This window comes from Marinibaculum pumilum, assembly GCF_042646425.1.
In the GTDB taxonomy this organism is placed as follows: Bacteria; Pseudomonadota; Alphaproteobacteria; order Ferrovibrionales; family Ferrovibrionaceae; genus Marinibaculum; species Marinibaculum pumilum.
Genome location: NZ_JBHRTR010000005.1, coordinates 23,704 through 42,586 on the forward strand (window position 1 = coordinate 23,704; position 18,883 = coordinate 42,586).

The following is an 18,883-nucleotide window of genomic DNA, read 5'->3' on the forward strand; positions in this document are numbered from 1 at the left end:
CGAGCGCTGTTCAACATCTTGCTGCAAGACTCTGATCGGCCACGGGGAATCGGTTTTCGACTCCGTCCGGAGTCGATTTCCGGCGGCTGGCCGGTCCGGCCGCGCGGCCGGCGCCGGCGAACCCGAGGCCTGGGCGCGCGCGGGACCGCCATACTGTCCCGGAAATGTCGCAGCAAGATATAAAGATCGCTACCTATCCCTCTGATATTGACGGGTTTCTCGCCTGGAAGTAGGGTCAGACTTCCGGTGCGCTGGCAGGCCAGCTGCGCGACCTGGGCGAGGGGGTGAGGTTGATGCCGGGGACGGTGACACGGGCACAGCTCAGCGAAGCGGTCTACCAGGAGGTCGGTCTCTCCCGGAACGAATCCGCCGAACTGGTGGAAAACGTCCTCGACGAGATCGTCGACTCCCTGGTGCGGGGCGACACCGTCAAGATCTCCTCGTTCGGCAGCTTCCAGGTCCGGGCCAAGGGCGGGCGTGTCGGGCGCAATCCGAAGACCGGGGAGGAAGTGCCGATCTCGCCCCGCCGTGTGCTGGTGTTTCGCGCCAGCCAGGTGCTGAAGGAACGGATCAACCAGGCGCTTGCGGGCATCGCCGGACGACCCGCCGCCGAGGGCGGCGAAGGTTGAGCGGCGCCTTGCCGGGAACGAGTGCCGGCGCGTCGTCGCGCAACGGGCCCGGTGTCGCCGGCCGTGCGGCCATGCGCAACGGTAGCGGGACCGGGGGCGGCGGGAGCGGGCGCGGCGGCGACGGCGTCCGCCGTGGCGAGAAATCGCCGCAGGCCTTCCGCACGATCAGCGAAGTGGCGCAGGACCTGGACGTTCCGCCGCATGTCCTGCGTTTCTGGGAAACGAAATTCTCTCAGGTCCGGCCGCTGAAGCGCGGCGGTGGACGTCGCTATTACCGGCCCGAGGATGTCGACCTGCTGCGGCGGATCCGGGCATTGCTGTACCGCGAAGGCTATACCATCAAGGGGGTCCAGCGGGTGCTCCGCGAGGGCGGGCCGGCCGGCGACGCGGCCGGCATGCGCGTTCCGTCAGCAGATGAGCAGGCGGCGGCACCGGCGACAGGCGGCGAAACAGCGCAACCGGATGAGGGGCAGGCCGTCGCCGACCGCAGCCCCCTGCAGCCGGCCGAAGCGGCGATGGCCAAAGTTCCCGGCGGCGCCGCGGGGCAGGGCCCGTTGCCAGCAGAGGAGCCTCCCGCGACTGCTCCGATCGGTGCCGCGGACGCAGCGCCGCCGGCGGCCGATGGCCATGCGGCCGGCGTCGACGGCGGTGGATCCGAACCGTCCGCAGCGGTCGCGCTGGCGGCCCGCGACGAGGCCTGGCGCCAGCGACTCGGCAAGGTGCTGCTTGACCTGCGCACCGTGCGCGAGGTCCTGCAGCGGGAACTCCAGCAGGCCGGTTCCTGAGCATCGCTGCTGCCCTTGCGCGGCAGGTCGCGGGGCCGGCCAGGCCCGGGCCGATCGGCCGCGTCATGCGGCCCGAAAGCATGCGGCTTACCGATTGCAGCCTCCCGATGCCATGGCTATAGTCCCGCGCTCCGAAACCGGCGCCGTGGCGATCACGCGCCTCGGCCCTGTTTCGGTGCGATGCGGAGCGTAGCGCAGCCTGGTAGCGCGCTTGTCTGGGGGACAAGAGGTCGTGGGTTCGAATCCCGCCGCTCCGACCACTCGCAGGAAGGCAGGTCCTTCCCGCCGGCCGGCCGGCACAGGCAGCCGCGGCCGCATCAGTGTGTCACCGGCTTCCGGGCGGATGCGGATCGTCCCGACCGGCCGGAAAACACACCGGCAATACCCGCATCAGCCGGGATTCGCCCCCTCGTTCGCCTGTCGCATTGCCGGCGGCGCACAGACATGCATCCTGGACCCTGGCATGTATCCTGGCCGCAGTCGGACCGGCAGCCCCGCCTTTGCCGACCCCGCTGATGGATCGGCTTCCCGTGCAGCGATTGTCGGGCTGCGTTTGGAGGACGGATGAGCAGTTTCGATGAGCTTCAGAAACGCGTCGAAGCGGCCGAGCGGCAGTTCAACGCAATCTCGCGTCAGCGCAGGGACTACGGTCAGCGCCTGATCGACATGATCGCGATGCACGAGAGGAATCTCGCCGAAAGCGGGGAGCAGGTGCATGTCCTTCGCCAGGAAGCGGCGGAGGCCCGTGCCCTGGCGGAGGAGCGTGGTCGCGCGCTGGAGAAGGCGCGTGGGGAGAATGAGCAGCTGCGGCACATGCTGCATTCCTTGCTCACGGCGATCGAGCGGAACCGTTCGAACGATTTCGAAGAGACGATGCTGGAACTCGACCGTCGCATCAGTTCGATGGTCGCGGCCGACAGCGACAGTGTTGCCAGGGCCGGCGACAGCACGGAAGTCAGCCAGGCGCCCGAAGCCTGGACCCCGGCGGAGGGGGCTGCCGCCGGCGCGGATGGCGGCACCGGATTCGACGACGACGACACCCTGCCCGACAGCGCCATCGCCACCGGTGAGGCGCAGGCCGCTGTCGCGTCCGATGCCGGGGAGCCGGACGTGCATGCGGTGGAGGCCGGCGGCTTCGACGACCTGGTGGCCGCCGACTGGCCCGACGAGCAGGACCTGCCCGATGCCACACCGGTCGGCCTGGCGGCTGCCGGCGACGCGCCGGCTCCGGTCCCGGGGGCGGAAGCGGCGCCACAGGATGCGGTCGCGGCGGCTGACCACCCTCCCGCGGGGGAAGGCGTCCCGGAAGCGGGCCTGCCCGAACCGGACATGCCCGCGCCTGACCTGGCCGAACCCGGTCCCGAGGAGTCCGGGTTGCCGGTGTCCGGGTCGCTTGATGCGGCGCTGCAAGACGACGAGGATGGCGATGCGGAGCCATCGCCGCTTTCACTCGAGGAGGTGCTGGAGCTCGCCGAGGCTTCGGCGGAAGAGCAGGACGATTCATTGTCCGGCATCGACGGCGACCGGCTGACGCCGGAAGACCTGGCGACACTGACCGAGATGCTCGAGGAATCGGTTGCGGCGGCCGAAGAGCAGACCGCCGACGATGACGGCCTGGCAGGGGACGGTCCGGCAGAAGACGGGGATGCGCCGCTCAATCAGGCTTCGATCGCGGACATCGCCGACCTGATCCGTGCCGAGCAGGCAGCCGGCATGGCGGTCCCTGAGGCCGCAGAGGGCCGGGACACGGGCGATGCGGACGGCGAGGGCGGGGAGGACACGCGGTTCGAACTGCTCGACGAGGAGGAACTGCAGAAGGGCATGACCGCCGACCGGCTGTTCTCCGCGGACGATTATGCCGAAGACGGTTTCGGCCCTGTAGCCGCGGCCGAGGCCGAGGAAGGCGCGGAGGCCGACGACGAGAACGCGTTCGACCTGTCTGACCTCGACCTCGGTGGAGAGATTGACGGGCCGCCGGAAGCGGAGTCGGAGGATGACAGCCTGGAGGGCGCACGCGCCTCCAGAGGTTTCGGCGGGGGGTTCGGCGGGGATATCGACGGGGATTCTGAGGCGGCCTTCGAGGTGATCGACGACGGCACGCCAGCGGATGCGCCGGACGGGGCTGCAACCGGTGCCGGCGGCGACGGCGCGGATGCGGTCACGGCGGAGGAAGAGGCAGAGCTGGAGCGCTGGCGTGCCGAGGTCCTCGGTCGGGTCGCGCAGGAAGCCCAGGAAGCCGCCGCCGCACGGCAAGGCAATGCGGCCGGCCGAGCGGCTGGCGGCGGTCCTGCGCAGGGCCGCCGTGACCCCGGCGGCATGATCCGTGGCGGACCGGCGCGGGGGCCGGATGCCGAGGAAGACAACGCCCTGGCCGAACTCGACGCCATCCTGGCAGAGGAGGATCTTTCCTATTCCTCCGGCAGCGGCGGCGAATGGTCGGCGGGCGGGGATGCGGAAGAGGGACCGGACCTGGACCCGGCCTTTCATGTCGACCTGGACGAGGGCACGGGCCCCGACCTGGAGATCCCGCCCGTCCACGCCGAGCCGCGCGGCGGCGGGTTGGCACCGGCACTGCGGGAAAAGCTCGACGCCGACACGCGGGCGGAGATCCTGGCGCGGGTGCGCCAGAGCCATGGCAGTGGCCGCGATCCCGGCAACTGACCTGGCGCCGGACGCCGCCGCGGACTGCGACGTGGCGCCGCCTGTCCAGCGCAGCACCGCGCGCTAAGGTCTTCCGCAGCGGACGACGCCCTGATCGGCACGCCGTCCGTCCGGCGGGGTGCCGCCGGACGGAACCCTTGATGGCAGCGGCATTCTGAATGGCGGCAAGCATGAACGATCCGATTGCACGGCCCGCGGCGACCGGTACACCGCCCCCTGTCGGGCGGAGCGGCCCCGGCGGCGCGGACGCCCTGGGGGCGATCGCCACCTGGCTGCTGATCGTCGCCGCTTTGGTCTTCGTGATGATCGTGCTGGGCGGCGTCACCCGGCTCACGGAATCCGGCCTCTCGATGGTGGAGTGGCGGCCGGTCACGGGCTGGCTGCCGCCCCTTACCGACGAGGGGTGGGAGAAGGCGTTCGCCGCCTACAAGGCCTTCCCGGAATACCAGAAGGTCAATTTCGGCATGTCCCTTGCCGATTTCCAGACGATCTACTGGTTCGAATTCTCGCACCGCCTGCTGGGCCGCCTGATCGGAATCGCCTTCGCGCTGCCCTTCATCTACTTCCTGGTCCGCCGGGCGGTTCCCGGCTGGCTGGTGCCGCGCCTGATCGGCCTGTTCGTGCTGGGCGGCCTGCAGGGCGCGGTCGGCTGGTTCATGGTGCAGAGCGGCCTGGTCGACCGCCCCGATGTCAGCCAGTACAGGCTGGCCATGCATCTGGGCCTGGCCTTCCTGATCTTCGCCGGGCTGTTCTGGACGGCCCTGAACTGCCTGCACATGCGCGCCTCCGGAGGGACGGCCGGTGCCGCGGCACGGCCGGCTGCCGACCGTCGCGGCGCCTGGCTGGCCGGGCTGTTCCTGCTGCTGGTCTTCGTCCAGATCCTCGCCGGCGCGCTGGTCGCCGGGATCAATGCCGGCATGACCTACAATACCTGGCCGCTGATGGACGGTCGGCTGATCCCGAAGGGGCTGGACCTGCTGTCCCCCGGCTGGCTGAACCTGTTCGAGAATGTCACCACGGTGCAGTTCCAGCACCGGGTGATCGGCTATCTGGTGCTGGCCATGGCCGTGCTGCTGTGGTGGCAGGCCCGCGGCGGCAGCGGCGCGCGCTCAGCGGCCCTTGTCCTGGCTTCGGTCGTGCTCCAGGTCCTGATCGGCATCGTCACTCTGCTGCTGGTCGTGCCGGTGCCGGTCGCAGCCGTCCACCAGGCGGGGGCCGTGGTGGTGACGGGCCTGGGCCTGTGGCACCTCTTCGGGCGGATCCACCCGATGCCGGTTCCGGCGGCCGCCGGGGCGCCGGCGGAAGCCGCTGCGCGCGCCTGATCCGGGCTCCAGCCGGCTGTGTCCGGGGGAACAGAGGAGGGATGGGGATGACCTCAGAACAAGGCCCGGGACAGGGCGGCGACGACGATGCCGACCTCGACCGTCGCGCCCGCGCGCATGTCGACTCCCTGCGCGGCTTCTACCGTCACCTTGCCGCCTATGTGACGGTGAACCTGTTCCTCCTGGCCCTGAACCTGCTGACCTCACCGGACCAGCTCTGGTTCTACTGGCCGCTGCTGGGCTGGGGCGTCGGCCTGACGGCCCATGCGGTCCGGACCTTCGCCATGCCGTCCTTCGACCGCGACTGGGAAGAGCGCAAGGTCGCGGAGTTCAAGGACCGCGAACGGACCCGCCGCAACGGCGGGTCATAGCCCCCGAAGCCTGCTGAGGATCCGATGGAAGCGGTACTGCTCTACGTGACGACGGAGGACGAGGCGGAGGCGGAGGCGATCGGCCGGCGGCTGGTCGAAGCCCGGCTGGCCGCCTGCGCCAACATCCTGCCGGGCATGCGCTCGGTCTTCCACTGGGAGGGGGAGGTGCAGACCGGCCGCGAATGCGTGCTGATCCTGAAGACCCGCCCAGACCTGGCGGAGCAGGCGACCGAGGCGGTGAAGGCCGCCCATTCCTACGATTGTCCCTGTGTCCTGCAGCTGCCGGTGCAGGGCGGCAATCGCGGTTTCCTGGACTGGATCGCGTCGGAGACGGCCGGAGCGGAAACGGGGACCGGCTGAGCGGCCCCCGTCTCCGCCGGACCGGTCAGCCGGCGTTCAGCGCCTGGTCCAGGTCGGCGATCAGGTCGGCCGCCGTTTCCAGCCCGACCGACAGCCGCACCACGTCCGGGCCGGCGCCGGCCGCCTTCAGCTGCTCCTCGCTGAGCTGGCGGTGGGTGGTGGAGGCGGGGTGGATGATCAGGCTGCGGGTATCGCCGATATTGGCCAGGTGGGAGAAGATCTCGACATTCTCCACCAGCTTCACGCCGGCGTCGTAGCCGCCCTTCACGCCGAAGGTGAAGACCGAGCCGGCGCCCTTGGGCAGGTATTTCTGCTGCAGCGCATGATACTTGTCGTCGGGCAGGCCGGCATAGGACACCCATTCCACCTTCGGGTGGCCCTTCAGGAATTCCGCCACCGCCATGGCATTGCTGCAATGCCGTTCCATGCGCAGCGGCAGGGTCTCGATCCCGGTCAGGATCATGAAGGCGTTGAACGGCGACATCGCCGGGCCGAGGTCGCGCAGGCCGACCGCGCGGCAGGCGATCGCGAAGCCCATATTGCCGAAGGTCTCCCAGAAGCGCAGGCCGTGATAGCTGGTCTGCGGCTCCGTCATATGCGGGAACTTGTCGGTGGCGCCCCAGTCGAAATTGCCGCCGTCGACGATCAGCCCGCCGATGGAATTGCCGTGGCCGCCCAGGAACTTGGTGGCGGAATGCACGACGATATGGGCGCCATGCTCGAAGGGCCGGCACAGCGCCGGGGTCGCCATGGTGTTGTCCACGATCAGCGGGATCTGGTGGTCGTTCGCGATCTTCGCCAGCGCCGCCAGGTCGGTGACCACGCCGCCGGGATTGGCCAGGCTTTCCACGAAGATGCCTTTGGTGCGGTCGTCGATCTGGGCGGCCACCGCCGCATGGTCGTCGGCATCGACGAAGCGCACATGCCAGTCCATCCGCTTGAAGCTGGAGGAGAACTGCGTGATCGAACCGCCATAGAGCCGGGTGGCGGCGACGAAATTGTCGCCCGGGCTCATCAGGGTGTGGAACACCAGGAACTGTGCGCCATGGCCGGAAGCGACGGCCAGGCCTGCGGTGCCGCCTTCCAGCGCGGCGATCCGCTCCTCCAGGACCGCGTTGGTCGGGTTGGTCAGGCGGCTGTAGATATTGCCGAAGGCCTGCAGGTTGAACAGCGACGCGGCGTGGTCGACATCGTCGAACACGAAAGAGGTCGTCTGGTAGATCGGCGTCACCCGGGCGCCGGTCGTCGGATCGGGGGCGGCGCCGGCATGGATGGCCAGTGTCTCGAACCCGGGCTTGTCGGTCATGTCTCTCTCCCTATGGGCGGCTGTTGGTGGGGGCGGCTGTTGGTGGGGGCGGCTGTTGATGGGGGCGGTCGTTGATGTGAGATTTTCGCGAACGCCGCGAAAGGATGGCGGCTGCCGGCGCGCTCAGACCTTGCGCTTGCGCTTGCTGGAGATCACGCCGGTATTGCGGCCCATCCAGCCGATCTCGCCGGACAGGCGGCCATATTCGATCTTCGGGCAGCGGTTCATCACCACCCGCAGGCCGGCGGCACGCGCCTTCGCGGCGGCTTCGTCATGGCGGACGCCCAGCTGCATCCAGAGGATCTTCGCACCGATGGCGATCGCCTCCTCGGTGATCGCGGGGACCGCATCGGCATTGCGGAAGCAGTCGACCATGTCGACCTTCTCCGGGATCTCGGCGAGGCTGGCATAGCATTTTTCGCCCAGGATCTCGGTGCCGGCCGCCGCCTCCTTGGGGTTGACCGGGATCACCCGGAAGCCCTTCGCTTGCAGGTACTTCATCGCGAAGAAGCTGGGCCGGTTCCAGTTGGCGGAGGCGCCGACCATGGCGATGGTGCGTCCGTCGCGCAGCACCTCGCGGATGAAGGCGTCGCTGTAGCTCTCGTCCGCGGGCCCCGATGCCGATGCCGACGCAGGCTGCTGGCCGGTACTCATCGGCTCAGCGATCCGTCCAGTTCGGCGACCGCTTCTCGATGAAGGCGCAGATCCCCTCATTGGCGTCGTCGATGGCCAGGTTGCCCACCATCACGTCACTGGTGAAGGCATAGGCCTCCGCCAGCGGCATGCCCAGCTGGCGGTAGAACGCGGCCTTGCCGATGGCGATCGTGGCCTGCGACTTCGACGCGATTTGCTGCGCCAGGGCCAGGGTCGCCTCGCGCAGGCCCGCATCGTCGACCACCCGGTTCACCAGGCCGATGCGGAAGGCATGCTCGGCATCCACCAGGTCGCCGGTCAACAGCATCTCCATCGCATGCTTGGGCGAGGCGACCGCCCGGCTCAGCGCCACCATCGGGGTGGAGCAGAACAGGCCGATATTCACCCCCGGGGTGCCGAAGCGGGCGGAGCGGCCGGCCACCACCAGGTCGCAGGCCGCGGCGAGCTGGCAGCCCGCGGCGGTGGCGATTCCGGCGATTTCCGCGATCACCGGCTTGGTGATCTTCTGCACCTGCTGCATCAGGGTGGAGCACTGGGTCAGCAGCGCGTGCTGCGCCGCCGTGTCCCGCGCCTCGATCAGGCCGGACACCTCCCGCAGGTCGTGGCCGGCGCTGAAGGCCGGCCCCTCATGCGCCAGCACGATCACCCGCACCGCCGGATCGCCTGCGCAGGCGTCCAGCAATTCCTGCAGCACGGCCATGGTGGCGCTGGACAGGCTGTTGCGGGTCGCCGGCTTCTGCAGGGTCAGGATCGCGATCCCGTCGCTGTCCTCGCGCCGCACCGGGCTCTGCGCCGCCGATGCGGCCGGATCCGCCTTCTGGGCCGCTTCCGCCATGGTCTCATCCTCGCTTCGCCGAACTGCTCGTCGCGGCGGATGATAGGGCGGTGGTGCGGCAGCGCAATGGTGACGGAACTTGCCGGTCAGGCGGCGCCGGCCCGTTCCGGCGTCCGCAGGTAGGCGGGGGTGCTGCCAATCGCCTGCGCCATCGCCTCATGGAACCAGCGCACCGAATGCTCGAACTCGGCGAAGACGAGGTCGGCATTGGCGCCGGAGCGCAGCGTCGACTGCATGCTTTCCATCATCTCGTAATCCTCCCGGATCGCCGCCCAGAAGATGTCGGAGTTGCGCTCCCAGTGGCGGCGCGCCTTCTCCGTCGCCGGCGCCTCGGGGACCATCATGCAGGCCTCCACCACGGAGCGGCCCGGGTCGATCGGCCAGACAATGTTCAGCTGCGCATGATCGGGCTGCACCAGCACGATGGTGTTGGGGAAGATGACGTAGAGGAGGTTGCCGGCGATCCGGATCGGATCCTGCATCTCTGCCGGATCGATCTCCCGGATCTCCTTCTTCGGCAGGAACAGCCGCATATGCGGGCCGAAGCGGTCGAAGACGCTGAGCGCGTCGAAGAACATGCCCGCGATGGTCTGCCGGTGGGCATGGCGGAAATGATAGGTCTCCATCGACCCTTCCATCTGGAACTTCCAGTTGGCGGCGATATGCGGGGTCTTCGGTGCATGGGCGACATGGCCCTGCAGGCCCCAGTTCTCCAGGTCGGTCAGGATCGGATCCAGCCAGGCATCGGCATCCACCGCCGGGTCGGTGGACGGCGTGACGAACAGGATGCCGGCGCGTTCCGTGACCGGCAGGGCGGTGAGGCTGCAGCGCGCCGTCTCCAGGTCCGGAAAGCCGTGGCCGTGGGGCAGGGCGGCCAGCCGGCCGTCCAGGCCGTAGGTCCAGGCATGATAGGGACAGGCGAAGGCGCGGGCGCCGCTGCCGCCGGTGGGCCGGCCGTCCGGCGGGCCGGCCAGGCGCGCGCCGCGGTGCCGGCAGGCGTTCAGATAGGCGCGTGCCTGGCCGTCCGCGTCGCGCAACAGCAGGATCGGCACCCCGGTGCGGTCGTGAGTGATCCAGTCGCCCGGCGCGGCGATCCGGTCGCTGGTGGCAATAGCCAGCGGGTAGCGCCGGAACAGGCTGGCGCGTTCCGCTTCCAGTACAGCCGGGTCGTCATACAGTCCGACCGGCGTGCGGAAGCAGCCGGGCTCGCGCTCGGTGCTGCGGGCGTCGATATGGCGCCGGGTACGCTCGATCAGGGCAAGCTGCTGGTCGCGTTTCATGGCTGTCCTCCGGTGGCAGCGGCGCCGGCGCGCGGGGCTGCAGTGATGGCGTCGATCTGGGCGTGCAGGGCGGCGCGCAGGCGGTCGATCACAGTGTCCGGCGCGGTTTCCATCAGGGCGGCGATTGTGCGGCGGCCGGCGGTGACATAGGCGATCGCACCGATCACCTGGAAGGCGATGATCATCGGGTCCTGGCCGTCCATCGGGCCGCCCCTTGCGGCCCTGGCGGCGGCGGCCTCCAGCTGTCGCATCAGCGGCTGCATCGGCCAGGAACGGGCCCGTTCCGCCCGCACCGGATTGTCCAGCAGTTCCCGCAGGATCAGGGTGGCGGCCTGCGGCCGCGCGACGCTCCAGTCCAGGAAGCCGCCGGCGATGCCGTGCAGATCGGCGCCGCGGACCGGCTGGCTCAGCTTGGCGTGGAGTTCGTCGGCGATCGCCTGCAGGACCGCCGCATAAAGCCGCCGCTTGTTCGGGAAGTGGTGCAGCAGGGCGGCATTGCCCATGCCGATCGCGGCGCCGATCCCCCGCAGCGAGGTGCCGGCAAAGCCCTGCTCGGCGAATGCCGCCTCCGCCGCGGCCAGGATCCGGACGCGGGCCGCTTCGCCCTTTGCCACCCGGCCGTCCCGACCGGGCGGCGCAGTGGCTGGCAGCGGCACTGCGGCTGCAGTTGCTGCGGATCGGGTCGCCATTCGGCGTTCCTTAAAATAACCAACCAGTCGGTCAGTTTTATATCAGATGATCGCGAAAGGCAAAGCCAGGCCGGTGTTCTAGCGGTATTTAAATACCGCAAACGTAAATCACTGAAATCAGTATGCTATTTCGCTTGACCCGGGTCCGATGTGTGGATATATCCACCGCTCCCGAGACGGATCTGCGGCCATGGCCGGCTGCAGTGCGCCGCGGCACCCCGGATAGACCGCCCAGGCGGTCGCCGGGACGGGCGCCGCCAGGGCGCAGGCTCGCATGACGTCAGACGAATGGACGGACGAACGTGACAAAGACACTGTCGGCTAAGCCCTCCGACATCGAGAAGCGCTGGGTGCTGATCGATGCCGAGGGGCTGGTGCTGGGGCGGCTGGCGGCGATCATCGCCACCCGCCTGCGCGGCAAGCACAAACCCTTCTACACCCCGCATATCGATTGCGGCGACAATGTCGTCGTGATCAACGCCGAGAAGGTGCGCCTGACCGGCAACAAGCGGAACAACGAGAGCTTCTACTGGCACACCGGCTATCCGGGCGGCATCAAGGGCCGCACCTTCGCGCAGCGCCTGGACGGGCGCTTCCCGGAGCGTGTCATCGAGAAGGCGGTGGAGCGCATGCTGCCGAAGGAGAGCCCGCTGGCCCGCAAGCAGCTGGGCAACCTGAAGGTCTACAAGGGGGCTGAGCATCCGCATGCCGGGCAGCAGCCCGAGCCGCTGGACGTCGCGGCGATGAATGCGAAGAACGTGAGGGTGCGCTGACCATGGCCGAAACCCAGACATTGACCGATCTGAAGGATCTCAGCGGCGCGGCGGAGCCCGCCGAGCTGCCGGAGCCGCAGATCGACGCGCAGGGCCGGTCCTATGCCACCGGCAAGCGCAAGGATGCGGTCGCCCGCGTGTGGATCAAGCCGGGCTCCGGCCGGATCACCGTGAACGGCAAGGACCAGCAGACCTATTTCGCGCGGCCGGTGCTGCAGATGATGCTGCAGCAGCCGTTCGAGGCGGCGCAGCGGGTGGGCCAGTACGACGTGTACTGCACCGTCGCCGGCGGCGGCCTCTCGGGCCAGGCCGGTGCGGTCCGCCACGGCATCTCCAAGGCGCTGACCCTCTACGAGCCGGCGCTGCGTCCGGCCCTGAAGTCGGGCGGCTTCCTGACCCGTGACAGCCGGACGGTGGAGCGCAAGAAGTACGGCCGGGCCAAGGCGCGGCGGAGCTTCCAGTTCTCCAAGCGCTGATTGCTCTTCAGCGCGGCAGGACCAAGAACTGTCGAGAAGGCGCCGCCCGCAGGGCGGCGCCTTTTTTTGTCACCGCGGAAGAGCCCGGATGTTCGAACCCTGCGATTGCGGAAGCGGCGCCACCTATATCACCTGCTGCGGCCGCCTCCACGCCGGCGCCCCGGCACCGGATGCCGAAGCCCTGATGCGATCCCGCTACAGCGCATTCCGGCGGGCGGATGTCGCGTACCTGCTGAAGAGCTGGGCGGCGGAGACCCGGCCGGCCTCGCTGTCGCTCGATCCGGCGCAGGAATGGACCGGTCTGAAGATCCATCGTCACAGGCTGACGGGCCCCGATACCGCCATCGTGAAATTCACCGCGCGGTGGCGATCGGGACAGCGCACCGGTGGATTGACCGAAACCAGCCGCTTTCGTCGCGATGGCGCAGGCTGGGTCTATGTCGACGGCAGCGCCGGCTAGGATCCGCGCTCGCCCGGCTGGCTTCCCGCCCGGTGGCGCCGGCCGGCGGCTCAGCAGCCGCGCTTCGCGCTGTCGTCCGGCTTCAGCCCGCCCTGCGCCACGGCATCGGTCAGCGCCGCCTCCACCGCCGGCCACAGGGCCGGCGCGCCATCGGCGATGCCGCCCATGACCTGCCGCTCCCGGCCCGCGTCCCAGTCATAGTCGGTCCAGGTGCCGCCGCCGCCCGGGCCTCTCGGCCGGCATGGCGCCAGGGCGGCCGGCCTTGCAGCTCGGCCGCCGGCCGCCCCCATTCCCGCTCACGGGCGGGAGAGGCCGCTAGCAGGGGGTGATCGGTATCGACCACCAGGTGGACGGGCAGGGGCGAGCCCTCCACCAGCCGTCGCAGCCGTCCGTCGGGAAGCGCCTCTGCCGGTCCTTCAAGCCGGTCCAGGAGCTGCAGTGCCAGGGCGGCAGCAGGCCGGATCTCGCCGCGCTCCCAGCGGGAGGCGGTTGCCTGGGTTGGCGCCGGCCCAGTCCGCGACGACGGCCTGCTTCTGTTCCCGCAACCGCCGCAGGCTGCGCAGCCTTGCGCCGAAGTCCGGCAGCGCGGCGGCGGCTTCGGCCCCCGGGTCGCCGGGCCGCGGGGAGGGGGGAAGGGGAAGAGGCATGAACCTGCCGTTTCGCATGATACGCCTGATGTTCAACAGAGCATTGATAAACGCGTCTTGTGATATCCCGCCCGACCCTCATCAAATCATGGAGAAGTTCAAGCAGGTATTGAAACATGGCTGCGCCTGCTTGATCCATGTTGCGCTGCACTATATATAAGGGCAGAGGTTCAACAACTGGGTAAGAGGTTATGGAGTCGATCAGAACAGCGGAAGAGATTTCAACCATAGCTTTCGGATTCATGGCCTCCAAGGCGCTGTTTTCGGCGCTGCATGTGGGGGTCTTCGACGCGCTGGCCAAAGGGCCGATGGGCGTCGATGCGCTGGCCAAGGCCACCGGGATCCAGAAGCGACGGTTGACCACTCTGCTGACTGCCCTGGTCGCGTCCGGCCTGGTGGAGAAGGACGGCAGTTCATACAGCAACGCACCCGGCGCCCAGGACTATCTGGTGCAGGACGCGAAAGCCTATTTCGGCGACTATCTCCGCTATCAGATCGACCGCCAGATGTTCCCGATGATGACCGAGCTGGTGCCGGTCCTGGAGAAGGGCGAGGCAGCCGAGGCGCCGGACTACGAGGCCTGGATGGCCGACCCGAACGAGGCGCGGCTGTTCAGCGAATCCCAGCATTCCGGTTCCCTCGGCCCCGGCGCGGTGCTGGCGAAGATGGTCGAACTTGAGGGGGCAAAGAGCCTGCTCGACGTCGGCGGCGGCACCGGCGCCTTCGCCATCATGTTCGCCAAGCGCTATCCGGGCCTGGCGACCTGGGTGCTGGACTTCGCCAATGTCTGCGAGGTCGGCAAGACCTTCGTCGAGAAGGCGGGGATGAGCGACCGGGTCGGCTTCATTCCCGGCAACGCGATCGAGAGCGAGTTTCCGCCCGGCCAGGATGCGATCCTGATGTCCTACCTTCTGGGCGGGGTGCCGGCCGACACGATCCCGGGCCTGGTCGACAAGGCCTATGCCAGCCTGAAACCGGGCGGGATGCTGATCGTGCACGACTTCATGGTCGAGGACGACCGCTCCGGCCCGCCGCTCGCCGCGCTCTGGGCGCTGCAGCATATGGTCTATACGCCGGAAGGGATGTCCCTGACGGCCGGCGGCGTGCGGCAGCAGATCCTGAAATCGGGTTTCGAGGAGCCCCGAATCGAGGTCCTGATCGCCGGCATGACCAAGGTCCTGATCGCGAAGAAGCCTGCTGCGTGATCTTCAAACCGGCTGTCAATCCATTGATTTGAAAGGGTTTTTCCGGCTGCGACCTTGGGCGTGAATGGTTTGGCGAGACGGGATTAGCGCGACGTTCCGTGCTGGTGTAACGTCCGCCGACCTGATAACACCCGGCAAGGCGGCGCCCCCTGAAAGCCCGGCTCCGGCAACTGCCGCAGCCGGCAGGCGGGCCGCCTGTCCGGAGAAGCGCTGCCGCGTCCGCCGGCCGGACCGGCAACCGGCACGGCGGCGCGACGTGAACCCCCCGATCGCCCGGGACTGCGGTCCCGCCCGCACCGGGCCCCGCCGCGTCCCGGCCGATACCGGTCTGCCGGACGGGCATCCTGACGGATCTGCATTGACGACACATGGCTGACGACACGCCTGCAACGCCCCGCGACATCGCTCCGATCACCATCGAGACGGAGATGAAGCGCTCCTACCTCGATTACGCGATGAGCGTGATCGTGGCGCGCGCCCTGCCCGATGTGCGGGACGGCCTGAAACCGGTGCACCGGCGGATCCTGTACACCATGCGCGAGGGCGGCTTCACCTCCGACAAGCCCTATCGCAAGTCGGCGCGCATCGTCGGCGACGTGCTCGGCAAGTACCACCCGCACGGCAACGAGGCGGTGTACGACGCCATGGTCCGCATGGCGCAGGACTTCGCCATGCGCCTGCCGCTGCTGGACGGGCAGGGCAATTTCGGCTCGATGGACGGCGATCCACCGGCGGCCATGCGGTACACCGAGATCCGCATGGGCAAGCCGGCCGAGGCGCTGCTGACCGACATCGACAAGGATACGGTCGACTTCCAGCCGAACTATGACGAGACCACGACCGAACCGACGGTCCTGCCGGCGGAATTCCCCAACCTGCTGGTCAACGGCGCCGGCGGCATCGCCGTCGGCATGGCGACCAACATCCCGCCGCACAATCTGGGCGAGGTGATCGACGCCTGCCTGGAAGTGATCGCCAATCCGGAGGTGCCGATCGAGCGGCTGATGGAGATCGTGCCCGGCCCGGATTTCCCGACCGGCGCGCAGATCCTGGGTCGCGCGGGCATCCGCAACGGCTTCACCACCGGCCGCGGCTCCCTGCTGCTGCGCGGCAAGCACCATATCGAGACCCTGGCCCGCGACCGCGAGGCGATCATCATCGACGAGATCCCCTATCAGGTGAACAAGGCCTCGATGGTGGAGAAGATCGCCGATGCGGTCCGCGCGAAGAAGATCGAGGGGATCTCCGACCTCCGCGACGAGAGCGACCGGCACGGCGTGCGGGTGGTGGTGGAGGTGAAGCGCGACGCGGTGACCGACGTCGTGCTGAACCAGCTCTACCGCCATTCGCCGCTACAGACCTCGTTCGGTATGAACATGCTGGCGCTGAACGGCGGCCGGCCGGAGCTGCTGAACCTCAAGCAGATCCTGCAGGCCTTCGTCGCCTTCCGCGAGGAGGTGATCGCCCGGCGCACCCGCTACTTGCTGGAGCGCGCCCGCGAGCGCGGCCATGTCCTGGTCGGCCTGGCCATCGCCGTCGCCAATATCGACGAGGTGATCGCGCTGATCCGCGGCTCCAACACGCCGCAGGAAGCGCGGGAAAAGCTGCTGGAGCGGCACTGGCCGGCGCATGACGTGGCCGACATGATCGCCCTGATCGACGATCCCAGCCACAAGATCGAGGGCGGCATGTTCCGGCTCTCCGAGGCCCAGGCCCGCGCCATCCTGGACCTGCGCCTGCACCGCCTGACCGCGCTGGGCCGCGAGGAGATCGAGGCGGAACTGACCGAGCTGGCGACCAAGATCCGCGAATATCTGCGCATCCTCGGCGATCGCGGCGTGCTGCTGGAGGTGCTCCGAAACGAGTTGGTCGAGATCCGCACGCGCTTCGCAACGCCGCGCCGGACCGAGATCGTCGAGGGCTTCGGCGATGTCGAGGACGAGGACCTGATCCAGCGCGAGGACATGGTCGTCACCGTCAGCCATGCCGGCTATGTAAAGCGGGTGCCGCTGTCGACCTACCGCCCGCAGCGGCGCGGCGGCCGCGGCCGCTCCGGCATGACCACCCGGGACGAGGATTTCGTCTCCCAGGTCTTCGTGGCCTCCACCCATACGCCGCTGCTGCTGTTTTCCTCTTTCGGCCGGGTCTACATGCTGAAGGTCTATCGCCTGCCGCTGGGCAATCCCCAGTCGCGCGGCAAGGCCTTCCAGAACCTGCTGCGCCTGGCGGAAGGCGAATTCGTCACCACGGTGATGCCGCTGCCCGAGGACGAGGAGAGCTGGGGCGACCTGACCGTGGTCTTCGCCACCGCCCGCGGCATGGTGCGCCGGAACTCGCTGAACGACTTCACCCGGCTGAATGCGCTGGGCAAGTACGCCATGAAGTTTGACGAGAACGATACCGGCGAGCGCCTGGTCGGCGTCGCCACCTGCACCGAGGATGACGACATCCTGCTGGCCAGCCGGGACGGCAAGTGCATCCGCTTCCGCGCAGGCGACGTGCGGGTGTTCCAGAGCAACACCTCGCTGGGCGTGCGCGGCATGAAGCTGCAGGACGACGACAGGGTGGTCACCATGTCGATCCTGCGTCACATGCCGGTGGAGATGACGGAGCGCGACATCTACCTGCGCTATGCCTCCGCCCAGCGGTCGATCCGCGAGGGCGAGCAGGGCGTGGAGGTGCCGTCGGAGATCAGCGCCGAGCGGGCGAGCGCCCTGGGGGCGGCGGAGCAGTTCATCCTGACGATCACCGAGAACGGCTTCGGCAAGCGCACCTCCGCCTACGAATACCGGCTGACCGGCCGGGGCGGGCAGGGGATCATCAATATCGAGACTTCGGCGCGGAACGGCCCAGTGGTGGGCTCTTTCCCGGTGGAGGATACCGACCAGATCGTCGCCGTCACCAATGGCGGCCAGCTGATCCGCTTCCCGGTCGACGATATCCGCATCGCGGGCCGCAACACCCAGGGCGTCACCCTGTTCCGTACGGCAGAGGACGAGCAGGTCGTCTCCATCGCCCGTCTGGACGATGCCGGCCCGGAAGAGGACCCGGCCGGCGACGAGCCGGAAGACGGTCTGCCCGGCGACGATGCGCCTGGCGATGGCGGTGCCGGCGGCGAAGGCGGGCCGGGCGACGACGACACGGCAGGCTGACCGGGCGCAGGATCCGAACGGAGCCGGCGGTCGCGCCGGCGCGCGGCCCGCAGGGGCCGCCTGAGGGGGAAACCGAATGGGCAGCATCCAGCGGGTCGGGCTCTATCCCGGCACTTTCGATCCGATCACCCGCGGCCATCACGACATCATCATGCGGGCCAGCAAGCTGGTCGACCGCCTGGTGATCGGCGTGGCCGCCAATCCCGGCAAGAACCCGCTTTTCACCCTCGAGGAACGGGTGGAGATGGTGGAGCACGAGGCGCGCTCCGCCATCGGCGGCCGCAGCGAGATGGAGGTCGTCTCCTACTCAAACCTGCTGATGCATTTCGCGGAGGATATCGGCGCCTCGGTCATCATCCGCGGCCTGCGGGCGGTGTCCGACTTCGACTACGAATTCCAGATGGTGGGCATGAACACCCGCCTGAACCCGAACATCGAGACGGTGTTCCTGATGGCCTCCGACAACCACCAGTTCATCGCCTCGAAACTGGTGCGCGAGGTGGCGCAACTGCGCGGAGACGTCTATCCCTTCGTCTCCGACCGCGTCGCGGAGAAGCTGCTGGCCAAGGTCGGCGGCGAGCCGAAGCGCCGGGCGCCGAAGCGCCACAACAGCGACTGATCCGCCGGCGGGCGACCGGTCCCCGGTCCGTTGCGACCGAAACGAACCCATGAATGAGGTGTGCCAATGCTGTCTGTTCATTCCCGGCTTCGAGCCTGCCTCGCAGCGCTCCTGTTGCTCGCGGGGGCGGCGCTGACGGTGTCCGGCGCAAGCGCAGCAGAGGAGAAAAGAGCATTGGATCCCGAGAACACGATCTACCTGGACCTGGAGGATGGCCGCGTGGTGATCGCCATGCGCCCCGACCTGGCGCCCAACCATGTCGCCCGCATCAAGGAGCTGGTGCGCGACGGCTTCTATGACGGCACGCCGTTCCACCGCGTCATCACCGGCTTCATGGTGCAGGGCGGCGATCCGACCGGCACCGGCATGGGCGGTTCCGGCCAGAAGCTGGATGCGGAGTTCAACGCTGGCAAGCATGTCCGTGGCGCGGTGTCGATGGCGCGGGCGCAGAACCCGGACAGCGCCGACAGCCAGTTCTTCATCGTGACCGCCGATTCCAACTTCCTGGACGGCCAGTACACGATGTGGGGCGAAGTGGTCGAAGGCATGGATGCGGTCGACAAGATCAAGGTCGGCCAGCCGCCGAACGGCATCGTGGAGGATCCCGACAAGATCGTCCGCATGCAGATGATGTCCGACGCCGAGAAGTGATCCCTGCG

The 18,883-nt window shown here is 68.6% G+C and carries 18 protein-coding genes and 1 tRNA gene; 14 read left to right on the forward strand and 5 right to left on the reverse strand.

What is annotated here, in order from left to right; translation table 11 throughout:
• Positions 1-293 precede the first annotated feature (293 nt).
• From ACFOGJ_RS01140 to cutA, 7 genes are all read left to right on the forward strand, one after another.
• Positions 294-629, forward strand: a complete 336-nt coding sequence (locus ACFOGJ_RS01140; RefSeq protein ID WP_379897550.1) for an integration host factor subunit alpha — start codon at positions 294-296, stop codon at positions 627-629.
• 71 nt (positions 630-700) lie between these two features.
• Positions 701-1,414 (forward strand): MerR family transcriptional regulator, encoded by a 714-nt coding sequence (locus ACFOGJ_RS01145; protein ID WP_379897551.1) that lies wholly within the window; start codon positions 701-703, stop codon positions 1,412-1,414.
• A 183-nt stretch (positions 1,415-1,597) separates the two neighbouring features.
• Positions 1,598-1,674, forward strand: a tRNA-Pro gene (locus ACFOGJ_RS01150).
• A gap of 304 nt (positions 1,675-1,978) precedes the next feature.
• Positions 1,979-4,075 (forward strand): hypothetical protein, encoded by a 2,097-nt coding sequence (locus tag ACFOGJ_RS01155; protein ID WP_379897552.1) that lies wholly within the window; start codon positions 1,979-1,981, stop codon positions 4,073-4,075.
• Positions 4,076-4,245: 170 nt separating this feature from the next.
• Positions 4,246-5,397: a COX15/CtaA family protein gene (locus ACFOGJ_RS01160; RefSeq protein WP_379897553.1), complete on the forward strand. Its 1,152-nt coding sequence runs from the start codon at positions 4,246-4,248 to the stop codon at positions 5,395-5,397.
• Positions 5,398-5,444: 47 nt separating this feature from the next.
• The gene (locus tag ACFOGJ_RS01165; RefSeq protein ID WP_379897554.1) at positions 5,445-5,768 is read left to right on the forward strand and encodes a 2TM domain-containing protein; all 324 of its coding nucleotides are present in this window, start codon (positions 5,445-5,447) and stop codon (positions 5,766-5,768) included.
• A 24-nt stretch (positions 5,769-5,792) separates the two neighbouring features.
• On the forward strand, positions 5,793-6,128 hold the full coding sequence (gene cutA, locus ACFOGJ_RS01170) for a divalent-cation tolerance protein CutA (protein WP_379897555.1): 336 nt from the start codon (positions 5,793-5,795) through the stop codon (positions 6,126-6,128).
• Positions 6,129-6,153: 25 nt separating this feature from the next.
• Here the strand turns inward: cutA and ACFOGJ_RS01175 are convergent, their stop codons facing one another.
• The 5 genes from ACFOGJ_RS01175 to ACFOGJ_RS01195 all read right to left on the reverse strand — a co-directional run bounded on the left by ACFOGJ_RS01175 (position 6,154) and on the right by ACFOGJ_RS01195 (position 10,817).
• Entirely contained in the window at positions 6,154-7,434 is a 1,281-nt protein-coding gene (locus tag ACFOGJ_RS01175; protein WP_379897556.1) for an O-acetylhomoserine aminocarboxypropyltransferase, read from the reverse strand.
• A 123-nt stretch (positions 7,435-7,557) separates the two neighbouring features.
• A complete protein-coding gene (locus tag ACFOGJ_RS01180; protein WP_379897557.1) occupies positions 7,558-8,088 on the reverse strand; it encodes a CoA-binding protein in 531 nt (176 codons plus the stop codon).
• 4 nt (positions 8,089-8,092) lie between these two features.
• Complete coding sequence (locus ACFOGJ_RS01185) at positions 8,093-8,923, reverse strand: enoyl-CoA hydratase (protein WP_379897558.1); 831 nt, start codon at positions 8,921-8,923, stop codon at positions 8,093-8,095.
• 86 nt (positions 8,924-9,009) lie between these two features.
• Complete coding sequence (locus tag ACFOGJ_RS01190) at positions 9,010-10,203, reverse strand: aromatic ring-hydroxylating oxygenase subunit alpha (RefSeq protein ID WP_379897560.1); 1,194 nt, start codon at positions 10,201-10,203, stop codon at positions 9,010-9,012.
• Positions 10,200-10,817: a TetR/AcrR family transcriptional regulator gene (locus ACFOGJ_RS01195; protein ID WP_379897561.1), complete on the reverse strand. Its 618-nt coding sequence runs from the start codon at positions 10,815-10,817 to the stop codon at positions 10,200-10,202. The genes ACFOGJ_RS01190 and ACFOGJ_RS01195 overlap by 4 nt, the downstream gene beginning before the upstream one ends.
• Before the next feature lie 377 nt (positions 10,818-11,194).
• On the opposite strand from ACFOGJ_RS01195, the gene rplM reads away from it, so the two are divergent.
• From rplM to ACFOGJ_RS01230, 7 genes are all read left to right on the forward strand, one after another.
• The gene (gene rplM, locus ACFOGJ_RS01200; protein ID WP_379897562.1) at positions 11,195-11,665 is read left to right on the forward strand and encodes a 50S ribosomal protein L13; all 471 of its coding nucleotides are present in this window, start codon (positions 11,195-11,197) and stop codon (positions 11,663-11,665) included.
• Positions 11,666-11,667: 2 nt separating this feature from the next.
• Positions 11,668-12,141, forward strand: coding sequence for a 30S ribosomal protein S9 (rpsI, locus tag ACFOGJ_RS01205; RefSeq protein WP_379897563.1), 474 nt, complete (start codon positions 11,668-11,670; stop codon positions 12,139-12,141).
• Positions 12,142-12,229: 88 nt separating this feature from the next.
• On the forward strand, positions 12,230-12,601 hold the full coding sequence (locus tag ACFOGJ_RS01210; RefSeq protein WP_379897564.1) for a YchJ family protein: 372 nt from the start codon (positions 12,230-12,232) through the stop codon (positions 12,599-12,601).
• A gap of 838 nt (positions 12,602-13,439) precedes the next feature.
• A complete protein-coding gene (locus ACFOGJ_RS01215; RefSeq protein WP_379897565.1) occupies positions 13,440-14,453 on the forward strand; it encodes a methyltransferase in 1,014 nt (337 codons plus the stop codon).
• A 368-nt stretch (positions 14,454-14,821) separates the two neighbouring features.
• Positions 14,822-17,605 carry a DNA gyrase subunit A gene (gyrA, locus tag ACFOGJ_RS01220; RefSeq protein WP_379897566.1) on the forward strand — a complete coding sequence of 928 codons (2,784 nt, stop codon included), beginning with the start codon at positions 14,822-14,824 and terminating at the stop codon, positions 17,603-17,605.
• Between the two features lie 76 nt (positions 17,606-17,681).
• Complete coding sequence (gene coaD / locus ACFOGJ_RS01225; protein WP_379897567.1) at positions 17,682-18,224, forward strand: pantetheine-phosphate adenylyltransferase; 543 nt, start codon at positions 17,682-17,684, stop codon at positions 18,222-18,224.
• 174 nt (positions 18,225-18,398) lie between these two features.
• The gene (locus ACFOGJ_RS01230; RefSeq protein ID WP_379897568.1) at positions 18,399-18,875 is read left to right on the forward strand and encodes a peptidylprolyl isomerase; all 477 of its coding nucleotides are present in this window, start codon (positions 18,399-18,401) and stop codon (positions 18,873-18,875) included.
• Positions 18,876-18,883 lie beyond the last annotated feature (8 nt).